Source organism: Chitinophaga sp. W2I13 (genome assembly GCF_050434005.1).
In the GTDB taxonomy this organism is placed as follows: Bacteria; Bacteroidota; Bacteroidia; order Chitinophagales; family Chitinophagaceae; genus Chitinophaga.
The window spans coordinates 1,550,104-1,569,522 of the sequence record NZ_JBNPWD010000001.1; the positions used below are offsets into that span (position 1 = coordinate 1,550,104).

Below are 19,419 nucleotides of genomic sequence, written 5' to 3' on the forward strand. Positions count from 1 at the left end.
TAATTTCATTCCTATGCAACAACGTTCGGGTGGATGGAAAGTGATTAATAATTGGTTGGGCGAAAAAGAACTGAAGCCCTTCAAATTCCAGGAGGATGCCTGGAAGGCTTACCTGCAGGGCAAATCAGGAATCGTAAATGCACCTACAGGTTTCGGAAAAACCTTCTCCCTGTTCCTGGGCGCCGTTATCGCCTGGATAGATGCGCACCCGAAAGATTATACCCACAAAACAAAAAACGGGTTACAGCTATTATGGATAACGCCGTTGCGTGCGTTGGCCAAAGACCTGGGCCGGGCCATGGAAAGCGCCCTGCAGGAACTCAATGTTCCCTGGCAGGTAGGCATCCGCAGTGGCGACACACCCGTTGCCACGCGGGCGGCACAAAAAAAGCAAATGCCGGAAGTACTTATTATTACACCGGAAAGCCTGCACCTGCTGCTGGCGCAGAAAGAATACCCTTCCGTATTTAAATACCTGCACACCGTGGTGGTAGACGAATGGCATGAGCTGATAGGCAGTAAACGCGGCGTAATGGTGGAACTGGGTCTCAGCCGGCTGAGGGGACTGCGACAGCATCAGCTAAAAGTCTGGGGGATTTCCGCTACCATCGGCAACCTCGATGAAGCGCTGGAAGTGTTGCTGGGCCCCTATCATAGCGATGGCCTTATTATCCGCGCCAAACTGAAAAAGAATATTGCCCTGAAAAGCGTGATCCCCCACGAAATAGAAAATTATCCGTGGGCAGGGCATCTCGGCATCAAAATGCTGCCACAGTCGTTACCCATTATCAACGACAGTCAAACCACCCTGATATTTACCAATACCCGGTCACAGTCGGAGCTGTGGTACCAGGCGCTTCTCCGCGAAGATCCCATGCTGGCAGGCGCACTGGCTTTGCACCATGGCTCTATAGATATGGAACTGCGTATATGGGTGGAAGAAGCCCTGCACAACGGTATCCTGAAAGCGGTGGTATGTACGGCCAGCCTGGACCTCGGGGTGGACTTCCGGCCGGTAGACAGCGTTATACAGGTGGGCAGCCCGAAAGGGGTGGCCCGATTCCTGCAAAGAGCCGGCCGTAGCGGACATCAGCCGGGAGCCATCAGTAAAATTTTCTTCCTGCCTACCCATGCCCTGGAACTGGTAGAAGCGGCAGCGCTGAAAGCCGCTATGGAACAGGATCTTATAGAAAGCCGGATGCCGGTGCTACTCGCTTATGATGTATTACTCCAATACCTCATGACGCTGGCGGTATCCGACGGCTTTCATGCCAATGAAATATGGGAAGAAGTAAGACATACCTTTTGCTATCAGCATATTACCGAAGATGACTGGCAGTGGCTCCTCTCCTTCCTCACCACCGGCGGCGAGGCGCTGGGCAGTTATGATGAATTCAAAAAAGTAGAGCGGGAAGGTAACTTCTACATCTGCCGCAGCCGGATGATGGCCATGCGCCACCGTTTACATATAGGCACCATTGTAAGCGACGCGATGCTCAAAGTGAAGTTCATGAGCGGAGGCTACATCGGTGTCATCGAAGAGGGTTTCATTTCCCGCCTGTCGCCCGGCGATTCCTTTACCCTGGCTGGCCGCAACCTGGAATTTGTCCTGATCAAAGATATGACGGTACTGGTCCGCAAATCAAATTCAAAAAGATCGATTGTGCCCAGCTACCAGGGCGGCCGTATTCCACTTTCTTCCAACCTGGGACGGATGCTGCGCGAAAAATTTAATGAGGCGCTTTCGCGTAATACAAAAGATCCGGAGCTGATTGCCTTACAACCACTGTTCAACCTCCAGGAAGAACTGTCGCATATTCCAAAAGCCAATGAACTGTTGATTGAACAGATAGCCACCAAAGATGGTTACCACCTTTTCGTGTATCCTTTCGAAGGGCGGCTGGTGCATGAAGTAATGGCGGCGCTGCTGGCTTACCGGATCAGCCGTATCCAGCCCATTACTTTTTCTATCGCCATGAATGACTATGGCTTTGAGTTGTTGTCTGATCAGCCTATTCCGCTGACGGCCGAAAACGCCAAACAGCTTTTTTCTACCGAAAACCTGCTGATGGAGCTGCAAACCAGTGTAAACTCTACCGAGATGGCCCGGCGAAAATTCCGCGACATTGCGGTGATAGCCGGTTTGATATTCCAGGGATATCCCGGTAAACACAAGGCTAACCGTCACCTGCAATCGTCGGCTTCGTTGTTGTTTAACGTGTTCAAAGACTACGATCCGCAAAACCTGCTGCTAAAGCAGGCTTTCAACGAAGCGTTCTTTTACCAGATGGAAGAGGCCCGTTTGAGGGAAACGCTGGAACGCATTGCCGTTAGCAGGATCGTGATCACCACACCACAAAAGCTCACGCCTTTCTGCTTCCCGATTAAAGTAGACAGTTTACGTGACACCATGACCAGCGAAAAGCTGGAAGACCGGATCAAAAAATTGATCACGGTGAACGGTTAAGAAATCTCTAATTTGCACCTCATTAAAAAACAGTTGATCCAGTGGTCGCGGAAATATTTCACTTTCAGGAACAGCATTGGCATTTATCACCTCAGCGGGCAATTTTCTGGGAAGAAGAAAAAGCGCTGATCCTTTCAGATCTGCATCTGGGGAAGGCGGCTCATTTCAGGAAGGCAGGGATTGCCGTGCCGGCGGGTATTGTACAGGAAGACCTGTTCCGGTTACAGCAACTGATTACCCATTACCTGCCAGACAGAATTATTATAGTGGGAGATATGTTTCATAGCCGGGAGAACAATGAAGTGCAGTATTTTAAATTATGGCGGCAGCAGTTTTCCAGGATCTCCTTCGACCTGGTGAAAGGTAATCATGATATTATGGCCGATGCTGTGTATGAGCAGCTGCAGATCAATGTACACCCTGCACTTACTTTGCGTAATATTCATTTTATCCATGAGCCTTGTGAAGACAACAATGGCTTCGCCTATACTTTTTCCGGACACCTGCACCCGGCTTTCGTGATGCATGGAGCCGGCAGGCAACGGCTGCGTTTACCCTGCTTTTATTTTGGCCGGCATTGCGGCATTTTACCCGCTTTTGGCCACTTTACCGGTTCCGCGAACCTTGACCCCGAGGAAAGGGATCCTGTGTTTGTAATAGCCGGAAAATCGATTATACGCGCCCAATGAAGATTGCTAGTCACGATATATATACCCATCCTTTGCCGGCAGATCATCGTTTCCCGATGCTTAAGTATGAACTGATACCAGCACAGCTGCTGCGGGAAGGCATTATCACCCCCTGGCAGTTATTCGCTCCCGAACCGGTTACAGAAGAAACTATTCTCTTAACACATACCGCCGCATATTGGCATAAGCTGAGAGACCAAACGCTGGAGCCCCGGGAACAGCGGAAAATAGGCTTCCCCCAATCGCCTGCGCTTACCCTGCGCGAGATGGTGATTACACAGGGCACCATCGATATTTCGCTGCATGCGCTCGATCATGGTATTGGTTTTAATGTAGCTGGCGGCACCCACCACGCGTTTGCGGATCATGGGGAAGGTTTCTGCCTGCTCAACGATTTTGCTGTAGCTGCCAATTACCTGCTGCACCGGCAACGTATCAAACAGGCAGTGGTGATAGACCTCGACGTGCACCAGGGCAACGGCACCGCCGCACTGTTTGCTGGTAACCCTCATGTATATACGTTTAGTATGCATGGCGCACACAATTATCCATTTCATAAGGAAACATCCGACTGGGATATTCCCCTGGCAGACGGTATGGATAACGGCACTTACCTGCAGTTGCTGGAAGAAGCCCTGCCAGTGCTGATTAACCGGGTTAAACCGGATCTTGTTTTTTATCTTTCCGGGGTGGATATCCTGGAAACGGATAAATTCGGGAAGCTGAAGGTTACGCAGCAGGGCTGCCTGGAACGGGATGAAATGGTTTTCCATTCACTGAAAAAACATCACATCCCCTGTGCAGTGGCGATGGGAGGAGGTTATTCCACCCACATCCGCGATATCGTAAATGCGCACTGTAATACTTTTAAGGCAGGCATCCGTATTTACGGTTAAATAATTTTCCCGTCTTTCATTACCAGCTGGCGGTCGCTCATGGGCGCCAGTTCTTCATTATGCGTAACAATGATAAAGGTTTGCTTCAGTTTATCGCGCAGTTCCATGAACAGGTGATGCAGTTCCCGCGCGTTACGGGAGTCGAGGTTACCGGTAGGTTCGTCTGCCATTACCACGTCGGGATCATTGATGAGGGCGCGCGCTACAGCCACTCTTTGTTGTTCTCCGCCGGAGAGGGCGTTGGGTTTGTGCTCAAGCCGGTCTTTTAATCCGAGCGTTTCCAGGAGGAACACCGCTTTTTCCTTTACCTGGCTTTTGCGGGTGCCGGCGATATAACCGGGGATACACACATTTTCGAGGGCAGTGAATTCCGGCAGCAGGTGATGGAACTGGAAAATAAAGCCAATATGACGGTTCCTGAAATCGGCCAGGGCGTTTCCCTTTAAACCGGTCAGATTGACATCATTAAGCCAGATACTGCCAGCAGTAGGTGTATCAAGGGTTCCAAGAATGTGCAGCAAGGTACTCTTACCAGCTCCGGAGGAGCCTACGATGGTTACAATCTCTCCCTTACTGACAGTAATGTCTACCCCTTTTAATATGGGTAAATTGGAATAATTTTTGGTAACATTGCGAGCGGTTAGCATAACCCAAAGAAAAGTAATTAACCGATAAAATAGTAAAAGTTGTTTATTTCAAATTAAATAATACTTTTGCGGAAAATTAAAAAGTAAAAATTTTAATAAGATGTACTGGACATTAGAATTAGCTTCATACCTGGAGGACGCTCCATGGCCAGCTACTAAAGACGAACTTATCGACTACGCCATTCGTTCCGGTGCACCGATCGAAGTAATCGAGAACCTTCAGGAGCTGGAGGATGAAGGGGAAATTTATGAGGGGATTGAAGATATTTGGTCTGATTATCCGTCGCAGGATGACTTCTTCTTTAATGAGGATGAATATTAGCCAGTATCACTGACCGCACTCCCGTTCAACTATGACAAATAATTACTAAGCCGCTCCTGATAAGGAAGCGGCTTTTATTTTTGGTATTCAGAGATCCGGCGATGTGGCAGAAATGATTGTTTCTGCTGCATCGCCGGGCTCAATAAATAACTGGTTTATTTTTCCATCTGGTCGATCACCGGTTTGGAAACGCCGGTGAAGGAGAAACCTCCGTCGTGGAACAGGTTCTGCATGGTCACCATTTTGGTGAGGTCAGAGAACATGGCTACAGCGTAGTTAGCGCATTCGTCTGCAGTGGCATTACCCAGCGGGCTCATTTTCTCTGCATAGGACATAAAGCCATCGAAACCTTTCACACCGCCACCTGCGGTTGTTTTAACCGGTGACTGGGAGATGGTGTTCACACGTACTTTTTTGTGGGTACCGTAATGGTAACCGAAGCTGCGTGCAATTGATTCCAGCAGGGCTTTTGCGTCGGCCATTTCACCATAATCGGGGAATACACGCTGAGACGCGATATAAGACAATGCGATAACAGATGCCCATTCGTTCAGTGCATCCAGCTTGTAGGCTGTTTGCAGCACACGGTGCAAAGACATCGCAGAGATATCAAATGTTTTGTGATTAAAATCGTAATCCAGGTCGGTATAGCTTCTGCCTTTACGGATGTTCATACCCATTGCTACGGAGTGGAGAACGAAGTCGATCTTACCACCAAAGTGCTCCATGGATTTGTTGAACAGGTTGGCCAGATCATCCATATTGGTAACATCAGCCGGAATAACAGGTGCCTTACAGGTTTCCGCCAGTTTGTTGATCTCACCCATACGCAGGGCAATAGGGGCATTGGTAAGCACAATTTCAGCGCCTTCTTCCACGCAACGCAGTGCAGTTCTCCAGGCAATAGACTTGTCGTCCAGTGCGCCAAAGATGATACCTTTCTTCCCTTTTAATAAGTTATGAGCCATTTGGTCAAAAATTAATTTCGGCAAAAATAGTCGTTATAGTTGAAAAAAAAAGCTGTTAGCTGTCAGCGACCAGCATTTAGACGGTTAGTCTTTAACTAAATGCAGCCTGCTAAAGGCTAACAGCTATTATGAGATAGCAGTTTATTAATGTACGGCCAGCATTTCGCGGGCGTTCTCCAGCGCAGCGGCAGTAGGCCGTTCTCCACTCAGCATCTGGGCAATTTTATTCACCCGCTCGTCCTGCGACAATAAACGTACGCTGGTAGTTACTTTATCCGCTTTAGCGTCTTTATATACAAAGTAATGTGCATCTGCTTTCCCGGCTATCTGTGGCTGATGGGTAATACAGATGATCTGGTGTGATTTGGCCAGATCTTTCAGAATAACACCCACCTGGCGGGCAGCTTCTCCTGAAATACCGGTATCAATTTCATCAAAGATCAGGGTAGGCAGCGCTACCGACTGGGCTACCAGCGACTTGATGCATAACATGATGCGGCTCAATTCCCCACCGGAGGCCACTTTGCCCACTGGTGCAAACTGGTTGCTCTTATTAGCGTCAAACAGGAATTCGATGGTATCCTGTCCGTATGAATTGAGTTCTCCGGGTATGATGTCTACTTTCAGGCGGGCGTTAGGCATACCTACCTGCGCCAGTAAAGTGTTTACATGTTTTTCAAAAGGACCGGCCTGCTCCTGGCGATGCCCGGTGATGACGGCGGCCGCTTGCTGCAGGCTTTCTTTCAGCCGGGTTTGTTCCTGCTCCAGTGATGCCAGCTGTTCGTCCAGGTTCAGTACATCCTCTACTTTCTGTGTCAGCACTTCTTTGATGGCCAGCAATTCGGCAGTGGTATGCACCCCATGTTTCTTGAACAAACGGTAACCCAGCGCCATTCTTTCATTCACCAGTTCTATCCGTTGCGCATCATATTGTACATGGTCGTTGATGCTTTCCACCTCACCGGCAATATCCTGCAGTTCGAGATAAGTGGACAATAGCCGTTCAGATACCGCGGGCATCTCTTTATGGAAGGCAGATAAGGCCTGCAGCGATGACTGCAGCTGTTTCAGCTGTTGAAGAATGGGTTGTTCATCTTCCTTCAGCTGGAAATAAACCCGGTTCAGGGTGTTCTTTATTTCTTCTGCGTGACTCAATGTTTGCAGTTCTGCTTCCAGTTCTTCTATTTCGTTGGCGTTGAAGCCTGCTTCCGCCAGTTCATCAAGCAGGAAGCGGTTATAGTCCAGCTCTTTGTTGGCATTGTCGCGGTTATCCAGCAGCTGTTTATATTTCTTCTGTACCTGTGTGTACTGAACAAATCCCTGGTGGTACTGTTGCAGTTCCGTTGGTTTGTTTACCAGGGCATCGATCACTTCGCGCTGGAAATCGGCGTTACCGAGCGCCAGTGTATCAAATTGTTGATGGAGGTCTACCAGGTATCCGCTGAGTTCAGCCAGCTGGGAGATGTTCACCGGCGTATCATTTACAAACGCCCTTGATTTACCGGCAGCACTCACTTCTCTTCTTATGATCAGCTGATCTTCCAGATCCAGCTCATGCTGCTGGAAGAAGGCCGCCACCTGTGATTTCTTTACTTTAAAGAGCCCTTCTATGATGCATTTGCCGGTTTTATCGAACAATACTCCCGGGTCTGCTCTTTCTCCGAGTATCAGGGAAAGGGCTCCGAGGAGGATAGATTTACCTGCACCGGTTTCTCCGGTGATCACATTCAGGTTCCCTGAGAAGTCTACTTCCAGGTGATCGATAATTGCGTAGTTCTTGATGGTTAGTCGCTGTAACATAAGTAAGGAAATTCCTTTATGATGTTGAAAGCTCAGGTTCCGTTTACCCGCTGCATGCCTGCTTTGGCGCGCTGGTCAAGGGAATTCTTATAATCGTGGCCTTTCATGTTCAGACAACGCTGATAACATTCTATGGCTTTGGCTTTTTCGTTTCTCTTTTCATAAATGTAACCCATTTGGAGGGAAGCCCGTGCCGCATAATATTCCGGCCTGTTGCTGCCCACTTTCACGGTTACCTCGTACATGGCAATGGCCTGATCATCCTGCCCGCTTTCATCATATATGCGGCCCAAACGGTAGGCATATTCCAGCTTATCTTCCATTGCAGGGAATTCAGCCGCTTTTTTGGTAAGCAGCAATGCCAGCGCTTTATTGAAATATCCGCCATCGCTCAGTAAACGTACGCGCAACAGGAATGGGTTGGGCCATTTACCGGTTTTGGCTTCTTTCAGTGCCTGTTTGTCGGCGTCCGTTTCCAGTCCCCCTTTTGTGAGGATCAGGGCGCGGTATTTATCTGCCGCAGCCTGGTTTCCTTCCAGGTAATAATACCAGCTGAGTCGCTGCAAACACTCCTTCACATAAAACTTGCCTTTAAAATTACTGACAAACCGCTCCAGGTAAATATGTGCATCCGGATCCAGCCGTGTTAATTTCAGTAATCCCATTACATAATTGTAATACTGCATGTCCGCATACTCCGCTGTATCATTCCGTTCCTGCAACACTTTTATGCCGGTAGCTGCCCTTTGGTTGTTTAAAGAAAGGTTCGCCACCATTAAAGCAAACAGGTAGTTATTTTTAGTATCCAGTTGTTTTTTTTGTAAGAATTCCCACGTTTCTTCCGGTTTATTCACAATAAACAACATCAGGTAGCAATAATAGTAGTAAGATTCTTCCCGGAACATTCTGGCTTCGGGCGCATTGCTCTCAATGAACTTATTCACATTCGCCATCCCTTCTTTCATACTGCCCTTAAGGCCAAGGATATTGGTGATCCACTTATAGCCTTCCGGAATAGTGCCGAATACGGTTTGCATGGCGCCCAGCAGCAGGTTGTTGGGAACAAAGCCCGGAAACCGTTGCTGGTTTTCTTTCAGCATGATATATGCTTTCCGGATCTCCCAGGTCGCATCCCATTTTTCATCAAACTTTATTTTGATCAGGGCCCACTGGAATTTGATGGCCGCCTGTGTGTACAGGTAATAAGGCGAGTCCGGGGAACCTTCTGCCATTTTATTCAGCCGGAAGGAACGCAGACTCCTTTTCTTTGAATACTCTGCAGGGTCTTCATTAAAGAAGAGTGGGAAAAAATCTGCATAGTTATCCAGGAAATAGGGCGCCAGATTATCCGGATGCTCTTTTTTTTCTGCTTCCAGCAAAGCCTTACCGGTGTTTAACCTCAGCTGCATAATGGCATCATATGCCTGCTCGCAGCGGGTGTTAAAATCAAATACTTTCTGCCTGGCACTCACGTTAAATCCTACACTCAACAATAACAACAAAGAAAAAATAATACGCATACGGGGAAAAATTCCAAAATTAAAGGCCAAATCTCTCATAACATCCTCCAAATCCCAAATAACACTTCACATTTTTTAAAGTTGCATTGTTTTAGCTAAATCCCTGCCACAAAATAAAAGAACTACTACGCAAGGTACCTGCGCAACGGCAATGTACACAAAGCTAATATAATTAGTAAAACAAAACTAAATAAATTAGTATATTTTTTTATGCACATACACCAATAGAAAAAGGACATCCGGAGATGTCCTTTTAAATACTTATTGCTGAGGGACTATATTTTAGATAGTCACAGTCGCTTCGAGATCGTTATCCACCAGGATACGTCCGCAGTGCTCACAAACGATGATCTTTTTGTGCTGACGGATTTCTGCCTGACGCTGAGGAGGGATCGCATTAAAGCACCCACCGCAGGAATCACGCTCTACAGTTACTACAGCCAAACCGTTGCGGTAGTTCTTACGGATTTTTTCGTAAGCCTGCAATAAGCGGGGATCTACCTTGGTTTTAGCATCTTCACTTTCTTTGCGGAATGCTCTCTCTTCTTTATCTGTTTCGCCGATGATCTTTTCCAGTTCGCCTTTCTTGTGCTTCAGGTTCGCTTCTTTATCTGCCACCGCTTTCTTGGCTACTTCCAGTACGCGGCTTTTTTCCTTGATCTCTTCGTTAGCGTCCTTGATATGCTTTTCAGCCAGCTTGATTTCCAGCGCCTGCATCTCCATTTCTTTGGTGATGGCTTCAAACTCACGGTTATTCTTCACATTATCCTGCTGCTTCTCGTACTTCTTGATCAGCGCTTCCGCTTCTTTGATGGCGTTTTTCTTGCTGGCAACAAAGTCTTGTATACCTTTCATTTCATTCTCAATGTGAGACTGACGTGTGTTCAGGCCTTCGATCTCGTCTTCCAGGTCTTTTACCTCCATCGGCAACTCCCCTTTCAACACCTGGATCCCATCCAGCTTGGAATCGATCTTTTGCAATCTGAGTACAGACGCTAATTTTTCTTCAACGGAGTATTCTTTTACGGTTGCCATGTATTATAAATAATTTACCGGGTTTGTTTTAATCGTAGATTTAAGAGGCGCAAAATTACGGAATTTTTCGGTCAATATATGATAAAATAATTCCACTGTGAACTGCTCACTCTCAAAATGTCCGATATCTGCTATAATTAATTGATTGTCAGCGTCAAAAAATTCATGATACTTGAAATCAGCCGAAATGTAGGCATCTGCCCCGGCCGATATTGCCTGTTTCAACAGGAAACTGCCCGCTCCACCACACAACGCCACTTTTTTTACGGGACGCCCTCTCAAAGGAGTATATTTCACACAACCAGTCCGGAACTGCTCCTTTACAAACTGTAAAAATTCCAGCTCTTCCATTGCCTCCGGCAAAGTACCTATCAATCCCGAACCTACCTGCTGATAAGCATTTTCCAGGCTTACTATGTCATAAGCCACCTCTTCGTAGGGATGGCTGCTCAACAGCGCCTGTAAAATTTTTCCTTCCAAATATACCGGAAAAATTACTTCCAACTTTATTTCGGCTTCAAAATGTCGTTTTCCGGGCGTACCTACGTAAGGATCAGTGCCTTCCGCCCCTTTAAACGTGCCTTCCCCCGCGCCGTTGAAGCTGCATTCACTGTAATTGCCAATATGGCCGGCGCCCGCTTCAAACAAGGCAGCCCTTACCGTTTCTACATCTGCCGAAGGCACAAATGTGAATAACTTTTTTAATAATCCCCGCTTAGGCTGCAATACCCGCGTTTGCTCCAGCCCCAGTTTAGCCGCCATCTGCGCACATACCCCGTTCCGTACATTATCCAGGTTGGTATGCGCTGCATACACGGCAATATCATGTTTAATGGCTTTAATAGCCACCCGTTCTACATAATTCTTCCCATTAATCTTCTTCAATCCCCCGAAAACAATGGGATGGTGGGCAATCACCAGGTTACATCCGGTTGCAATGGCTTCGTCAATAACAGCTTCAGTGGCGTCCAGGGTAAGCAGGGCATTGGTCACCTCCACATCCGCCCGCCCGAAAATAAGCCCGGCATTGTCGTAGCTCTCCTGGTACTGCAAAGGCGCGAACTGTTCGATGGCCTGTATGATCTCTTTTATCTTCATATCTGCAAAAATTAATGGTTCATTCCCGGCATCTGCTAAATTTGCAAAAAAATATCTTTTATGCCCGGAAGCAAATCTACAGCAGAACAGTATGCGGATTACAAAATAAAAATGCAAAAAATTGCGGACGTAAGAAATGCCCTGGCGGTACTTGGATGGGACCAGGAAACCTATCTTCCGGAAAAAGGCGCGGGATTCCGCGGTCAGCAGATCACCACCCTCAGCTCTATAGCTCACGAACTATTCACCGCCCCGGAACTGGAAGCCATCCTCCAGGCCCTGAAAGGGAATACCACACTGAATCCTGTAGAACAGAAAAATATCATTCTTTCCACAGAAGACTTTGAAAAGAATAAAAAATACCCGGCAGCCTTTGTGGCAGAAATGTCAAGAGTGACCAACGAAAGCTATCACGCCTGGATAAAAGCCCGCAAAGCCAACGACTATTCCATTTTCGCCCCGGCGCTCGCCCGGATGGTTGAACTGAAAAAACAGGAAACGGATATCCTCGGCTATGAAGGACATCCCTACAACGCCCTCCTGAATGAATATGAAAAAGGCGCCCATACCGGTATGCTGGATACCATTTTCAATGAAGTGAAAACCGCCCTTTCACCACTGCTCAGCCAAATAGAACAACAACCCGCTATCAATAAGGATTTCCTTCATCTGCATTATAACCGCGATGTACAATGGAAATTTGGTCTCGCCCTGCTGGAAGGTATGGGATACGACCTGAAAGCAGGCCGGCAGGACGTTTCAGAACATCCTTTCACCACCAGCTTCAGTCCACTTGATGTAAGGGTAACCACCCGCATCGATGAAAATGATTTTGGTAACATGACCTGGAGCTGTATCCACGAAGGTGGCCATGCCCTTTACGAGCAGGGGCTTCCTACCGAACAATACGGCCTTCCCTGCGGAGAAGCCACCAGCCTTGGCATACATGAATCCCAGTCGCGCCTCTGGGAAAACAACGTGGGCCGGAGCCTTCTTTTCTGGCAATATCACTATCCCCGCCTGCAGCAACTCTTCCCCGAAAACCTCGGAAACGTGTCGCTGGATGCGTTCTATAAAGCCATTAATAAAGTGCAGCCTTCCCTCATCCGCACGGAAGCAGATGAACTCACCTATCATTTCCACATCATGATCCGGTATGAAATTGAAAAAGGACTGATCGATGGCAGCATTGATGTAAAAGATCTGAAACACACCTGGAATGAATACTACCGTCAATACCTGCACGTAACGGTACCCGACGATGCTCATGGCGTATTGCAGGACATCCACTGGTCGCACGGCAGCTTCGGCTACTTCCCTACCTATTCACTCGGCAGTTTTTATGCCGCCCAGTTTTTTGCTGCTGCACAAAAACAAGTACCTGGTTTGGACGCACGTATTGCCGGCGGCAATTACCAGCCGTTACTGGAATGGCTGCGTACCAACGTACATCCGTTTGGAAGATTTTATACCTCAAATGAATTGTGTGAGAAAGTAACCGGGAAACAACTGGTATTTGGCGAGTTCCTGGAATACGCGAAAGCGAAATATGCCGGGATATACGGTTTCTAAAATAAAAGTCCGGAACGATCTGTGAAAGATGGTTCCGGACTTTCCTGTTACTTGTAGTATACTTCGATTACAACCCCGCCTGCTTCTCCAGCTCTGCCAGCTCCATCACACCCTGCTTCCGCGCTATTTCTTTACCATCCTTATAAAAAATAAAAGTAGGCAGCTTAGTTGCATCAACAGATTTCATTACGTCCTGGTCGTTACCGCCATCTACCAATACCCTCTTTACCTGCGGATGTTTTTGGAAGAATTTTTCCAGCACCGGCTCCATCTGTTTACAGGGAGGACACCACGCAGCTCCAACATCGGTAAGTACCATTCCTTTTGCATGAACGGCGTTGTTATAATCCGCTATAGTAAGCTGCGGCTTCTTTTCAGCGACACCCTCCAATTGTTTGCCTGCCCGCTTCCATGCATTGATGCCGCCATCCAGCTCCACCACCTCCGTAAAACCATGCTCTCTCATCCATTTGGCGGCGGCGGTGCTGCGGCCGCCACTCAGGCAGTAAATATAAACGGTCTTTTTCTTGTCCAGGTACTGCGCCCGGTCCATGAATTCTTCTTTCTTTGTATAATCGGCCTGTAAGGCCTGCGGCAAATGCCCGGTACTGAATTCCCCGGCGGTACGCACATCAAACACCTGTGCATCCGGCTGTTGAATATCCTTTTCAAATTCCGCGGCATCCACTTCCTGCCGCTCCTGTGCCATTGCGGTAATGCCTGTGAGCATCAATAAGATGGCTAAGAAAACTCGTCCCATATCTTCTTTATTTTCGGCATAAAATTAATAAACAACTCTGCACCTTGCCTGGCCGGATGAGAATTATAACAGGGCTGTAACGTTTTTATATCAAATAAGTGAGAAAACAACTTGGTGTATTCCGCTGCTGTACCACCGAAGGGCGGCCCGTCCTGCGTAAAATGACGGTTAAATAACACCCCTGCCAGGTGCCCGCCAGGTTTGATCAGCGAATACATATGGTCCACGTAATCCATCCGGAGGAAAGGAGGCAACGCGCAGAAAAATGTTTGTTCCAATACCAGGTCGTAACTGCCTTTATGCGCAAAAAAATCTTCTTCCAGCACTTTCACACGGGTACGGGCAAACGTTTTTTTCAGTTGTTCCACCAATGCCGGTGCAATATCCAGCACCGTTACATCGCTGAAAGCCTGGCCTGCCAGGTAAGCAGCCTCGTAACTGTTGCCTCCACCGGGAATGAGTATACGAATATCCCGGTCCACCAGCTGATCAATATACTCTTTCAGGGGTGGCGACACCGCTCCCATATCCCAACCCGTATCTCCTTTAAGATAGCGGTCATTCCAATACTGACTATCCATATCCGGCATTGCTTTTTATGCTAAGTTACGGCCATTCAGCCACATACATAAATGCATCGCTTTTCCAAACATTATTACTATTTTTATGCTTTGAATATACCTGTGAAAAGGCCTTAACGCCAACCTATGCCATGAAAAGCCTACACAATTATTTGTGGATTGTCACAAAACATATTTTGCTTTGCCTGCTGCCGGTGATGGCCCTGGCCGTTGCTGCCCGTGCGCAGTCAGTTGCCATCAATGCAGATAAATTAGCAGGCTGTCCTCCTTTCCTGGTGAACTTTACCGCCACATTAGATGCAGGCTACCAACAGATAGAATGGGATTTCGGACTTGGCGCCAATGTGACCAACGACCTCACCCCCTCCAAAACATTCCAGGACCCCGGCATTTACCATGTTAAACTAACGGCTACCTACGGCGCCAATACCATCGTCAAACAACTTGACATCCAGGTATATAACAAACCCCTTGTCAACTTCACCATCCCCAACACCACCGGATGCGCACCCTTCATGGCTACTTTCAGGGACCAGTCTGCCCCCGGGAGACGGCAGCATTGCAGATATTACCTGGGACTTCGGCGACGGTGGAGGCGCCACAGGCGCAAATGTTACACACACCTATACGCAGGCAGGCACTTATAATGTACTCAGCGCTGTAACTAACAGCCACGGATGTACGGCATTTAAAGGACCCGAACCAGTGAAAATACAAAGCGCGCCTACGCCGGCTTTCTCGGCCGACAAAACACAAAGCTGCACCACGCCATTCATGGTAAATTTCTTTAACAATACAGTGAATAACTCGCCCGATCCGGTGACCTATACCTGGGATTACGGCGATGGCACTACCGGCACCGCCAACCAGCATACCTATACCAGGGAAGGCCGTTTCACCGTAAAGCTCACCGCCACTACCTCCGGTGGATGCTCCGCTCCTCTTACTAAAACGGCGTACATCGTCATTGAAAAAGTGAAACCGGCGTTTACTTTTTCAGCACCCTGTGCTGATCAACCGGTTAACTTCACCAATACCACACAACCTGTTCCGGACCAGGTGACCTGGGCATTCCCGGATGGCACTACTCAAACCACTGCAAACGCGGTGAAACAATTTGCCACGCCGGGCGACTATGTCGTGAAAATGCGGGCCACCCTCGGTACCTGCATGGAAGAGATCCAGCAAACTATTCACGTAGCTCCTTCTCCGCAAATCAACCCGGCAGCTACGCCACTCAGCGCCTGTAATACGCCTTTTACCACGCAGTTCAACGCGCAATCCGCCAACGCTACTGCATGGAACTGGAACTTTGGAGACGGCGCTACTTCTACGCTCGAAAACCCTTCACATACCTACACCCGCGAAGGATCATTCACGGTAAGTCTCACCGCCACCAATGCTTCGGGCTGCAGTAAAACAGTCACCAATCCTGGTTACATCAACATTGCCAAACCCAACCTGAGTATTTATCGCAGCGCAACGGAAGGATGTATCCCTTTACCGGCGGACTTCTACATAGAACTGGATGTTACCGATCCCATTGTCAGTTATCAATGGAACTTCGGTGATGGCAGCACGTCTACCGATGCAAGGCCCCATCATATTTTCACCACACAGGGAACTTTCACGGTTACCATTACCGTAACCACAGCAGGCGGATGTACTGCCAGCGGCACTACTATTGTTATGGCAGGAACAAGACCAGTAGTGGATTTTGTTGCCACCCCTCTGAAATCATGCGCTAAAGACCCGGTACAGTTCACCAACCTGTCTGTTCCCCGTGGTACTTCCTGGATCTGGACATTTGTACAGGATAACAGCACCAGTACAGAGGAAAACCCCAACCACACCTTCAATGAAATCGGCAGTCATGATATCATTCTCACAGTAAACAATAACGGCTGTATTGAGCAGTTAATAAAGCGGAATTATATCCAGATCATTCCACCTATTGCACGGTTTGAAACTGCACCGGATTGCTTGGATCCCTATCACCGTAAATTCACGGACAATTCCACCTTTGGGCCTATTCCCACCGCAGTAAAATCCTGGCTTTGGGAATTTGGCGAAAACGGCGCTACTTCCACCGATCAGCATCCGGATTTCCGGTACCAGACAACAGGTCTGAAACAGGTACGGCTCACCATCGACAATGGTATCTGTACTTCTACCACTACGCAATCGGTGAACATCATTGATGAAAAGCCCGTTATTACTGCTGATAAGCCCAGGATATGCAAAGGAGAAAACATCCACATTTCATTAGGACCGCTGAATAATGCCAATATCAACGAATATAACTGGGATTGGGGCGACGGCAGCGCCATTCAAAATATACCGGCATACAATTTTAATCCTGCCAATGGTATCACACATACCTATAACAAAACAGGCACCTTTACCATTAAGCTTACCATTACAGATAAAAACAGCTGTATCCGCGAGGCCCCACCCATTAGCATTGATGTAAACGGGGCTACACCTGATTTTGATTACACCGGCAAGAGATGTAAAGATGAGATTTTCAGCTTCACGGATAAGTCTACCGTAAACAGCGGCAACAGCATACTCAACTGGGAATGGGATTTCGGGGATCAGAGCAATAAAGAGAATTATACTACACAACCCATTGACATAAAACATACCTATACTAACGCGAACGATTACACGATATCATTAACCGTCACCGATCAGTTTAGTTGTGCAGTGAAAATCCAGAAAGTGATTCGTTTCGACCGGGTGAAGGCCGACTTTATGGTACCATCCAATATCGCTTGCCTGGATAAGTCGTTTACATTTATGGATCAGTCGCAGGGTACTATCCAAAACTACGCATGGGATTTCGGCGACAATACCACCGGCACGGGAAACAGACCTGTAAAGGTTTACAGCGCCCCTGGCCAATATAACGTAACACTCAAAGTAACCTCCCCCGCGGGTTGTACGGATGAAATCACCAAAACAAATGCCATCAGGGTTCCTGATCCGAAAGCATCTTTCACGATACCGGATAACCTGGACCTGTGCCCGCCGGTGAAAGTATTATTTACCAATACTTCTACTGATTTTGTAAACTCCAGCTGGAATTTTGGTGATAACGGCACTTCCGCCAAAAATGATCCCGATGTGCATATATACGCACGGGCACGCACCTACGACGTAGTGCTCACCGTATATTCAGAAGGAGGTTGCTCCAGCACTGCCACGCTTCCTATTACCATCAAAGGACCGGACGGCACCATGAAAACCACGCCTACACAGGGTTGCGTACCACTGGCAATCAGTATCAGCGCTACCTCTGTTAAAACCGACAGCTATATGTGGGACTTCGATGATGGTACCGTACTTACTTCTACCACACCGGTATCCCCGGCACACACCTACACCAAGGCAGGCATATATTATCCGCGTGTATCTTTACTGGACAATCAGGGTTGCGTGGTAAAAGCGGCAGGCAACGATAAGATTATTGTAGATCAAACAATAGCTGATTTTGCTACCAATGATTTCCAGGTATGTGGCGGTGGTGAAGTAACTTTTACCAACAAGAGTAAAACGTTAACCAAAGATTCACTTGCACTTGATTTCACCAATGCCTGGGACTTTGGCGCACCGGGTCATCCCGGCAACAGCGCTGCCACCGTGAACGGCTTGTTTAATTATCCACAGCCTGGAACTACTCATGTTAAACTGGTAGTAACCAGCGCCTATGGTTGTATAGATGAGAAGATCCTGCCGGTGGTAATTCCGCCGCAACCGGTGGCCGTCATTGCTCCTGTTTTACCGCTTTGTGTGTCTGGGAAAGTACAGCTGGCCGGCAGCGACAGCAAAAATATACCAGGCACCAAGTGGCACTGGCAGATAGGAACCGGGCAAACATACGACGTACCTGTTCCGCCGGAAATACTTTTAAACAGCACCGGCACCATACCGGTGGTATTAACGATCACCAACAGTGATGGTTCCTGTCCTTCAGAAACTACTACTCAGATGATCGTACATCCTTCACCTGTATTAAATCCCTCTCCGGTTTCGGCCACTATCTGCCGTGGTGCGGCATTACAGTTACAGGCGAATACCACCGCCAATGTAGCAGTAAACTGGACTGATTACAACATCTCCGACGTAACCAGCGTATCGCCGCAGGCAACGCCGGATATCGATACCTTATACCGGGTTACCGCCACTAACGAATACGGTTGTACGAATACTGGTGAAATAGCCGTTACCGTTACGCAGCCGTTCAAAATTTACGCGCAGGATGCCGAAATATGTGCGGGCGAAAGCGTGAAGATGAATGCAGGCGGTGCCTTACGCTACCAGTGGATTCCCGCCAGGGGCTTGAACCGCGCGGATATTGCCGATCCCGTTGCCAGTCCGGATGGCAATATCACTTACCAGGTAGTGGGTTATAACAACAGCACCTGCTTCACAGATACTGCGTTAGCAAGAGTTTACGTACGTGCGGTACCGGTAGTGAATGCCGGTCCGGATATGGTGATAGCTACCGGCTCTGTTATTCCATTGCCGGTAACAGGCAGCGGCGATATTATTAAAACTGAATGGACGCCGGTAACTGGTTTGAGCTGTTACGACTGCCTGACGCCTACGGCCACGCCCACAGACGATATTACTTACCATGTAAAGGTAACCAACCAGTTTGGCTGTGTAAGTACCGACGATGTAGCGATCAAGCTGGTATGCAATGAAGGTAATGTATTCATCCCCAATACATTTTCTCCCAATGGCGATGGACAGAATGATGTTTTCTATGTGCGGGGCCGCGGTATGCAGTCCATCCGCATTTTCAGGATCTTCAACCGCTGGGGACAACTGGTATTTGAACGTACCGGAGTGAATACCAATGATCCATCCTCTGGATGGGATGGCCGTTACAAAGGCGCCATCCTGAACCCGGATGTATTTGTATACTATGTGGAAGTAGTGTGTGACAAAGGTGCTGTAAACCTGTTGAAAGGGAATATTACCCTTATCAGGTAGAGACGCCCCGAACGGAATTTTTGATACGGATGTTGTTGATTTGCAGCCACTCTGCTGTAT

15 protein-coding genes are annotated in these 19,419 nt (G+C 48.0%); 7 read left to right on the top strand and 8 right to left on the bottom strand.

What is annotated here, in order from left to right; genetic code table 11:
• The first annotated feature begins 13 nt into the window (after window positions 1-13).
• The 3 genes from QFZ48_RS06185 to QFZ48_RS06195 are packed head-to-tail and all read left to right on the top strand — an operon-like array spanning window position 14 to window position 4,052.
• Window positions 14-2,467: a ligase-associated DNA damage response DEXH box helicase gene (locus QFZ48_RS06185; protein WP_429044907.1), complete on the top strand. Its 2,454-nt coding sequence runs from the start codon at window positions 14-16 to the stop codon at window positions 2,465-2,467.
• Window positions 2,468-2,508: 41 nt separating this feature from the next.
• Window positions 2,509-3,156 (top strand): ligase-associated DNA damage response endonuclease PdeM, encoded by a 648-nt coding sequence (pdeM, locus tag QFZ48_RS06190; RefSeq protein WP_370909397.1) that lies wholly within the window; start codon window positions 2,509-2,511, stop codon window positions 3,154-3,156.
• Window positions 3,153-4,052 (top strand): histone deacetylase family protein, encoded by a 900-nt coding sequence (locus QFZ48_RS06195; RefSeq protein ID WP_429061606.1) that lies wholly within the window; start codon window positions 3,153-3,155, stop codon window positions 4,050-4,052. Before pdeM ends, QFZ48_RS06195 begins: the two co-directional genes overlap by 4 nt.
• Here the strand turns inward: QFZ48_RS06195 and QFZ48_RS06200 are convergent.
• A complete protein-coding gene (locus tag QFZ48_RS06200; RefSeq protein WP_370909395.1) occupies window positions 4,049-4,699 on the bottom strand; it encodes an ABC transporter ATP-binding protein in 651 nt (216 codons plus the stop codon). The two genes, QFZ48_RS06195 and QFZ48_RS06200, sit on opposite strands and share 4 nt — an antisense overlap.
• 100 nt (window positions 4,700-4,799) lie before the next feature.
• On the opposite strand from QFZ48_RS06200, the gene QFZ48_RS06205 reads away from it, so the two are divergent.
• Entirely contained in the window at window positions 4,800-5,021 is a 222-nt protein-coding gene (locus QFZ48_RS06205; RefSeq protein WP_012794455.1) for a DUF2795 domain-containing protein, read from the top strand.
• A gap of 155 nt (window positions 5,022-5,176) precedes the next feature.
• Here QFZ48_RS06205 and QFZ48_RS06210 read toward each other — a convergent pair whose 3' ends face one another.
• The 5 genes from QFZ48_RS06210 to QFZ48_RS06230 form a co-directional block, all read right to left on the bottom strand.
• Window positions 5,177-5,989, bottom strand: a complete 813-nt coding sequence (locus QFZ48_RS06210; RefSeq protein WP_079469311.1) for an enoyl-ACP reductase FabI — start codon at window positions 5,987-5,989, stop codon at window positions 5,177-5,179.
• A 144-nt stretch (window positions 5,990-6,133) separates the two neighbouring features.
• Window positions 6,134-7,789 carry a DNA repair protein RecN gene (recN, locus tag QFZ48_RS06215; protein ID WP_429061608.1) on the bottom strand — a complete coding sequence of 552 codons (1,656 nt, stop codon included), beginning with the start codon at window positions 7,787-7,789 and terminating at the stop codon, window positions 6,134-6,136.
• Window positions 7,790-7,821: 32 nt separating this feature from the next.
• On the bottom strand, window positions 7,822-9,309 hold the full coding sequence (locus QFZ48_RS06220) for a tetratricopeptide repeat protein (protein ID WP_429044899.1): 1,488 nt from the start codon (window positions 9,307-9,309) through the stop codon (window positions 7,822-7,824).
• Between the two features lie 282 nt (window positions 9,310-9,591).
• Window positions 9,592-10,344 (bottom strand): zinc ribbon domain-containing protein, encoded by a 753-nt coding sequence (locus QFZ48_RS06225; protein WP_370909391.1) that lies wholly within the window; start codon window positions 10,342-10,344, stop codon window positions 9,592-9,594.
• 3 nt (window positions 10,345-10,347) lie between these two features.
• Complete coding sequence (locus QFZ48_RS06230) at window positions 10,348-11,442, bottom strand: Nif3-like dinuclear metal center hexameric protein (protein WP_429061610.1); 1,095 nt, start codon at window positions 11,440-11,442, stop codon at window positions 10,348-10,350.
• Window positions 11,443-11,502: 60 nt separating this feature from the next.
• Here QFZ48_RS06230 and QFZ48_RS06235 point away from each other — a divergent pair, with 60 nt between their 5' ends.
• Complete coding sequence (locus tag QFZ48_RS06235; RefSeq protein ID WP_429061612.1) at window positions 11,503-13,014, top strand: carboxypeptidase M32; 1,512 nt, start codon at window positions 11,503-11,505, stop codon at window positions 13,012-13,014.
• Between the two features lie 67 nt (window positions 13,015-13,081).
• Here QFZ48_RS06235 and QFZ48_RS06240 read toward each other — a convergent pair whose 3' ends face one another.
• Together QFZ48_RS06240 and QFZ48_RS06245 are read right to left on the bottom strand one after the other, a co-directional pair.
• Window positions 13,082-13,774 (bottom strand): rhodanese-like domain-containing protein, encoded by a 693-nt coding sequence (locus tag QFZ48_RS06240; protein ID WP_429061614.1) that lies wholly within the window; start codon window positions 13,772-13,774, stop codon window positions 13,082-13,084.
• Window positions 13,756-14,355 (bottom strand): methyltransferase, encoded by a 600-nt coding sequence (locus QFZ48_RS06245; protein ID WP_429044891.1) that lies wholly within the window; start codon window positions 14,353-14,355, stop codon window positions 13,756-13,758. The genes QFZ48_RS06240 and QFZ48_RS06245 overlap by 19 nt, the downstream gene beginning before the upstream one ends.
• Before the next feature lie 131 nt (window positions 14,356-14,486).
• Between QFZ48_RS06245 and QFZ48_RS06250 the strand changes: the two genes are divergently transcribed.
• Both QFZ48_RS06250 and QFZ48_RS06255 read left to right on the top strand, forming a co-directional pair.
• Complete coding sequence (locus QFZ48_RS06250; protein WP_429061616.1) at window positions 14,487-15,002, top strand: PKD domain-containing protein; 516 nt, start codon at window positions 14,487-14,489, stop codon at window positions 15,000-15,002.
• Window positions 14,923-19,359, top strand: coding sequence for a PKD domain-containing protein (locus tag QFZ48_RS06255; protein ID WP_429065475.1), 4,437 nt, complete (start codon window positions 14,923-14,925; stop codon window positions 19,357-19,359). The genes QFZ48_RS06250 and QFZ48_RS06255 overlap by 80 nt, the downstream gene beginning before the upstream one ends.
• Window positions 19,360-19,419: the final 60 nt, after the last annotated feature.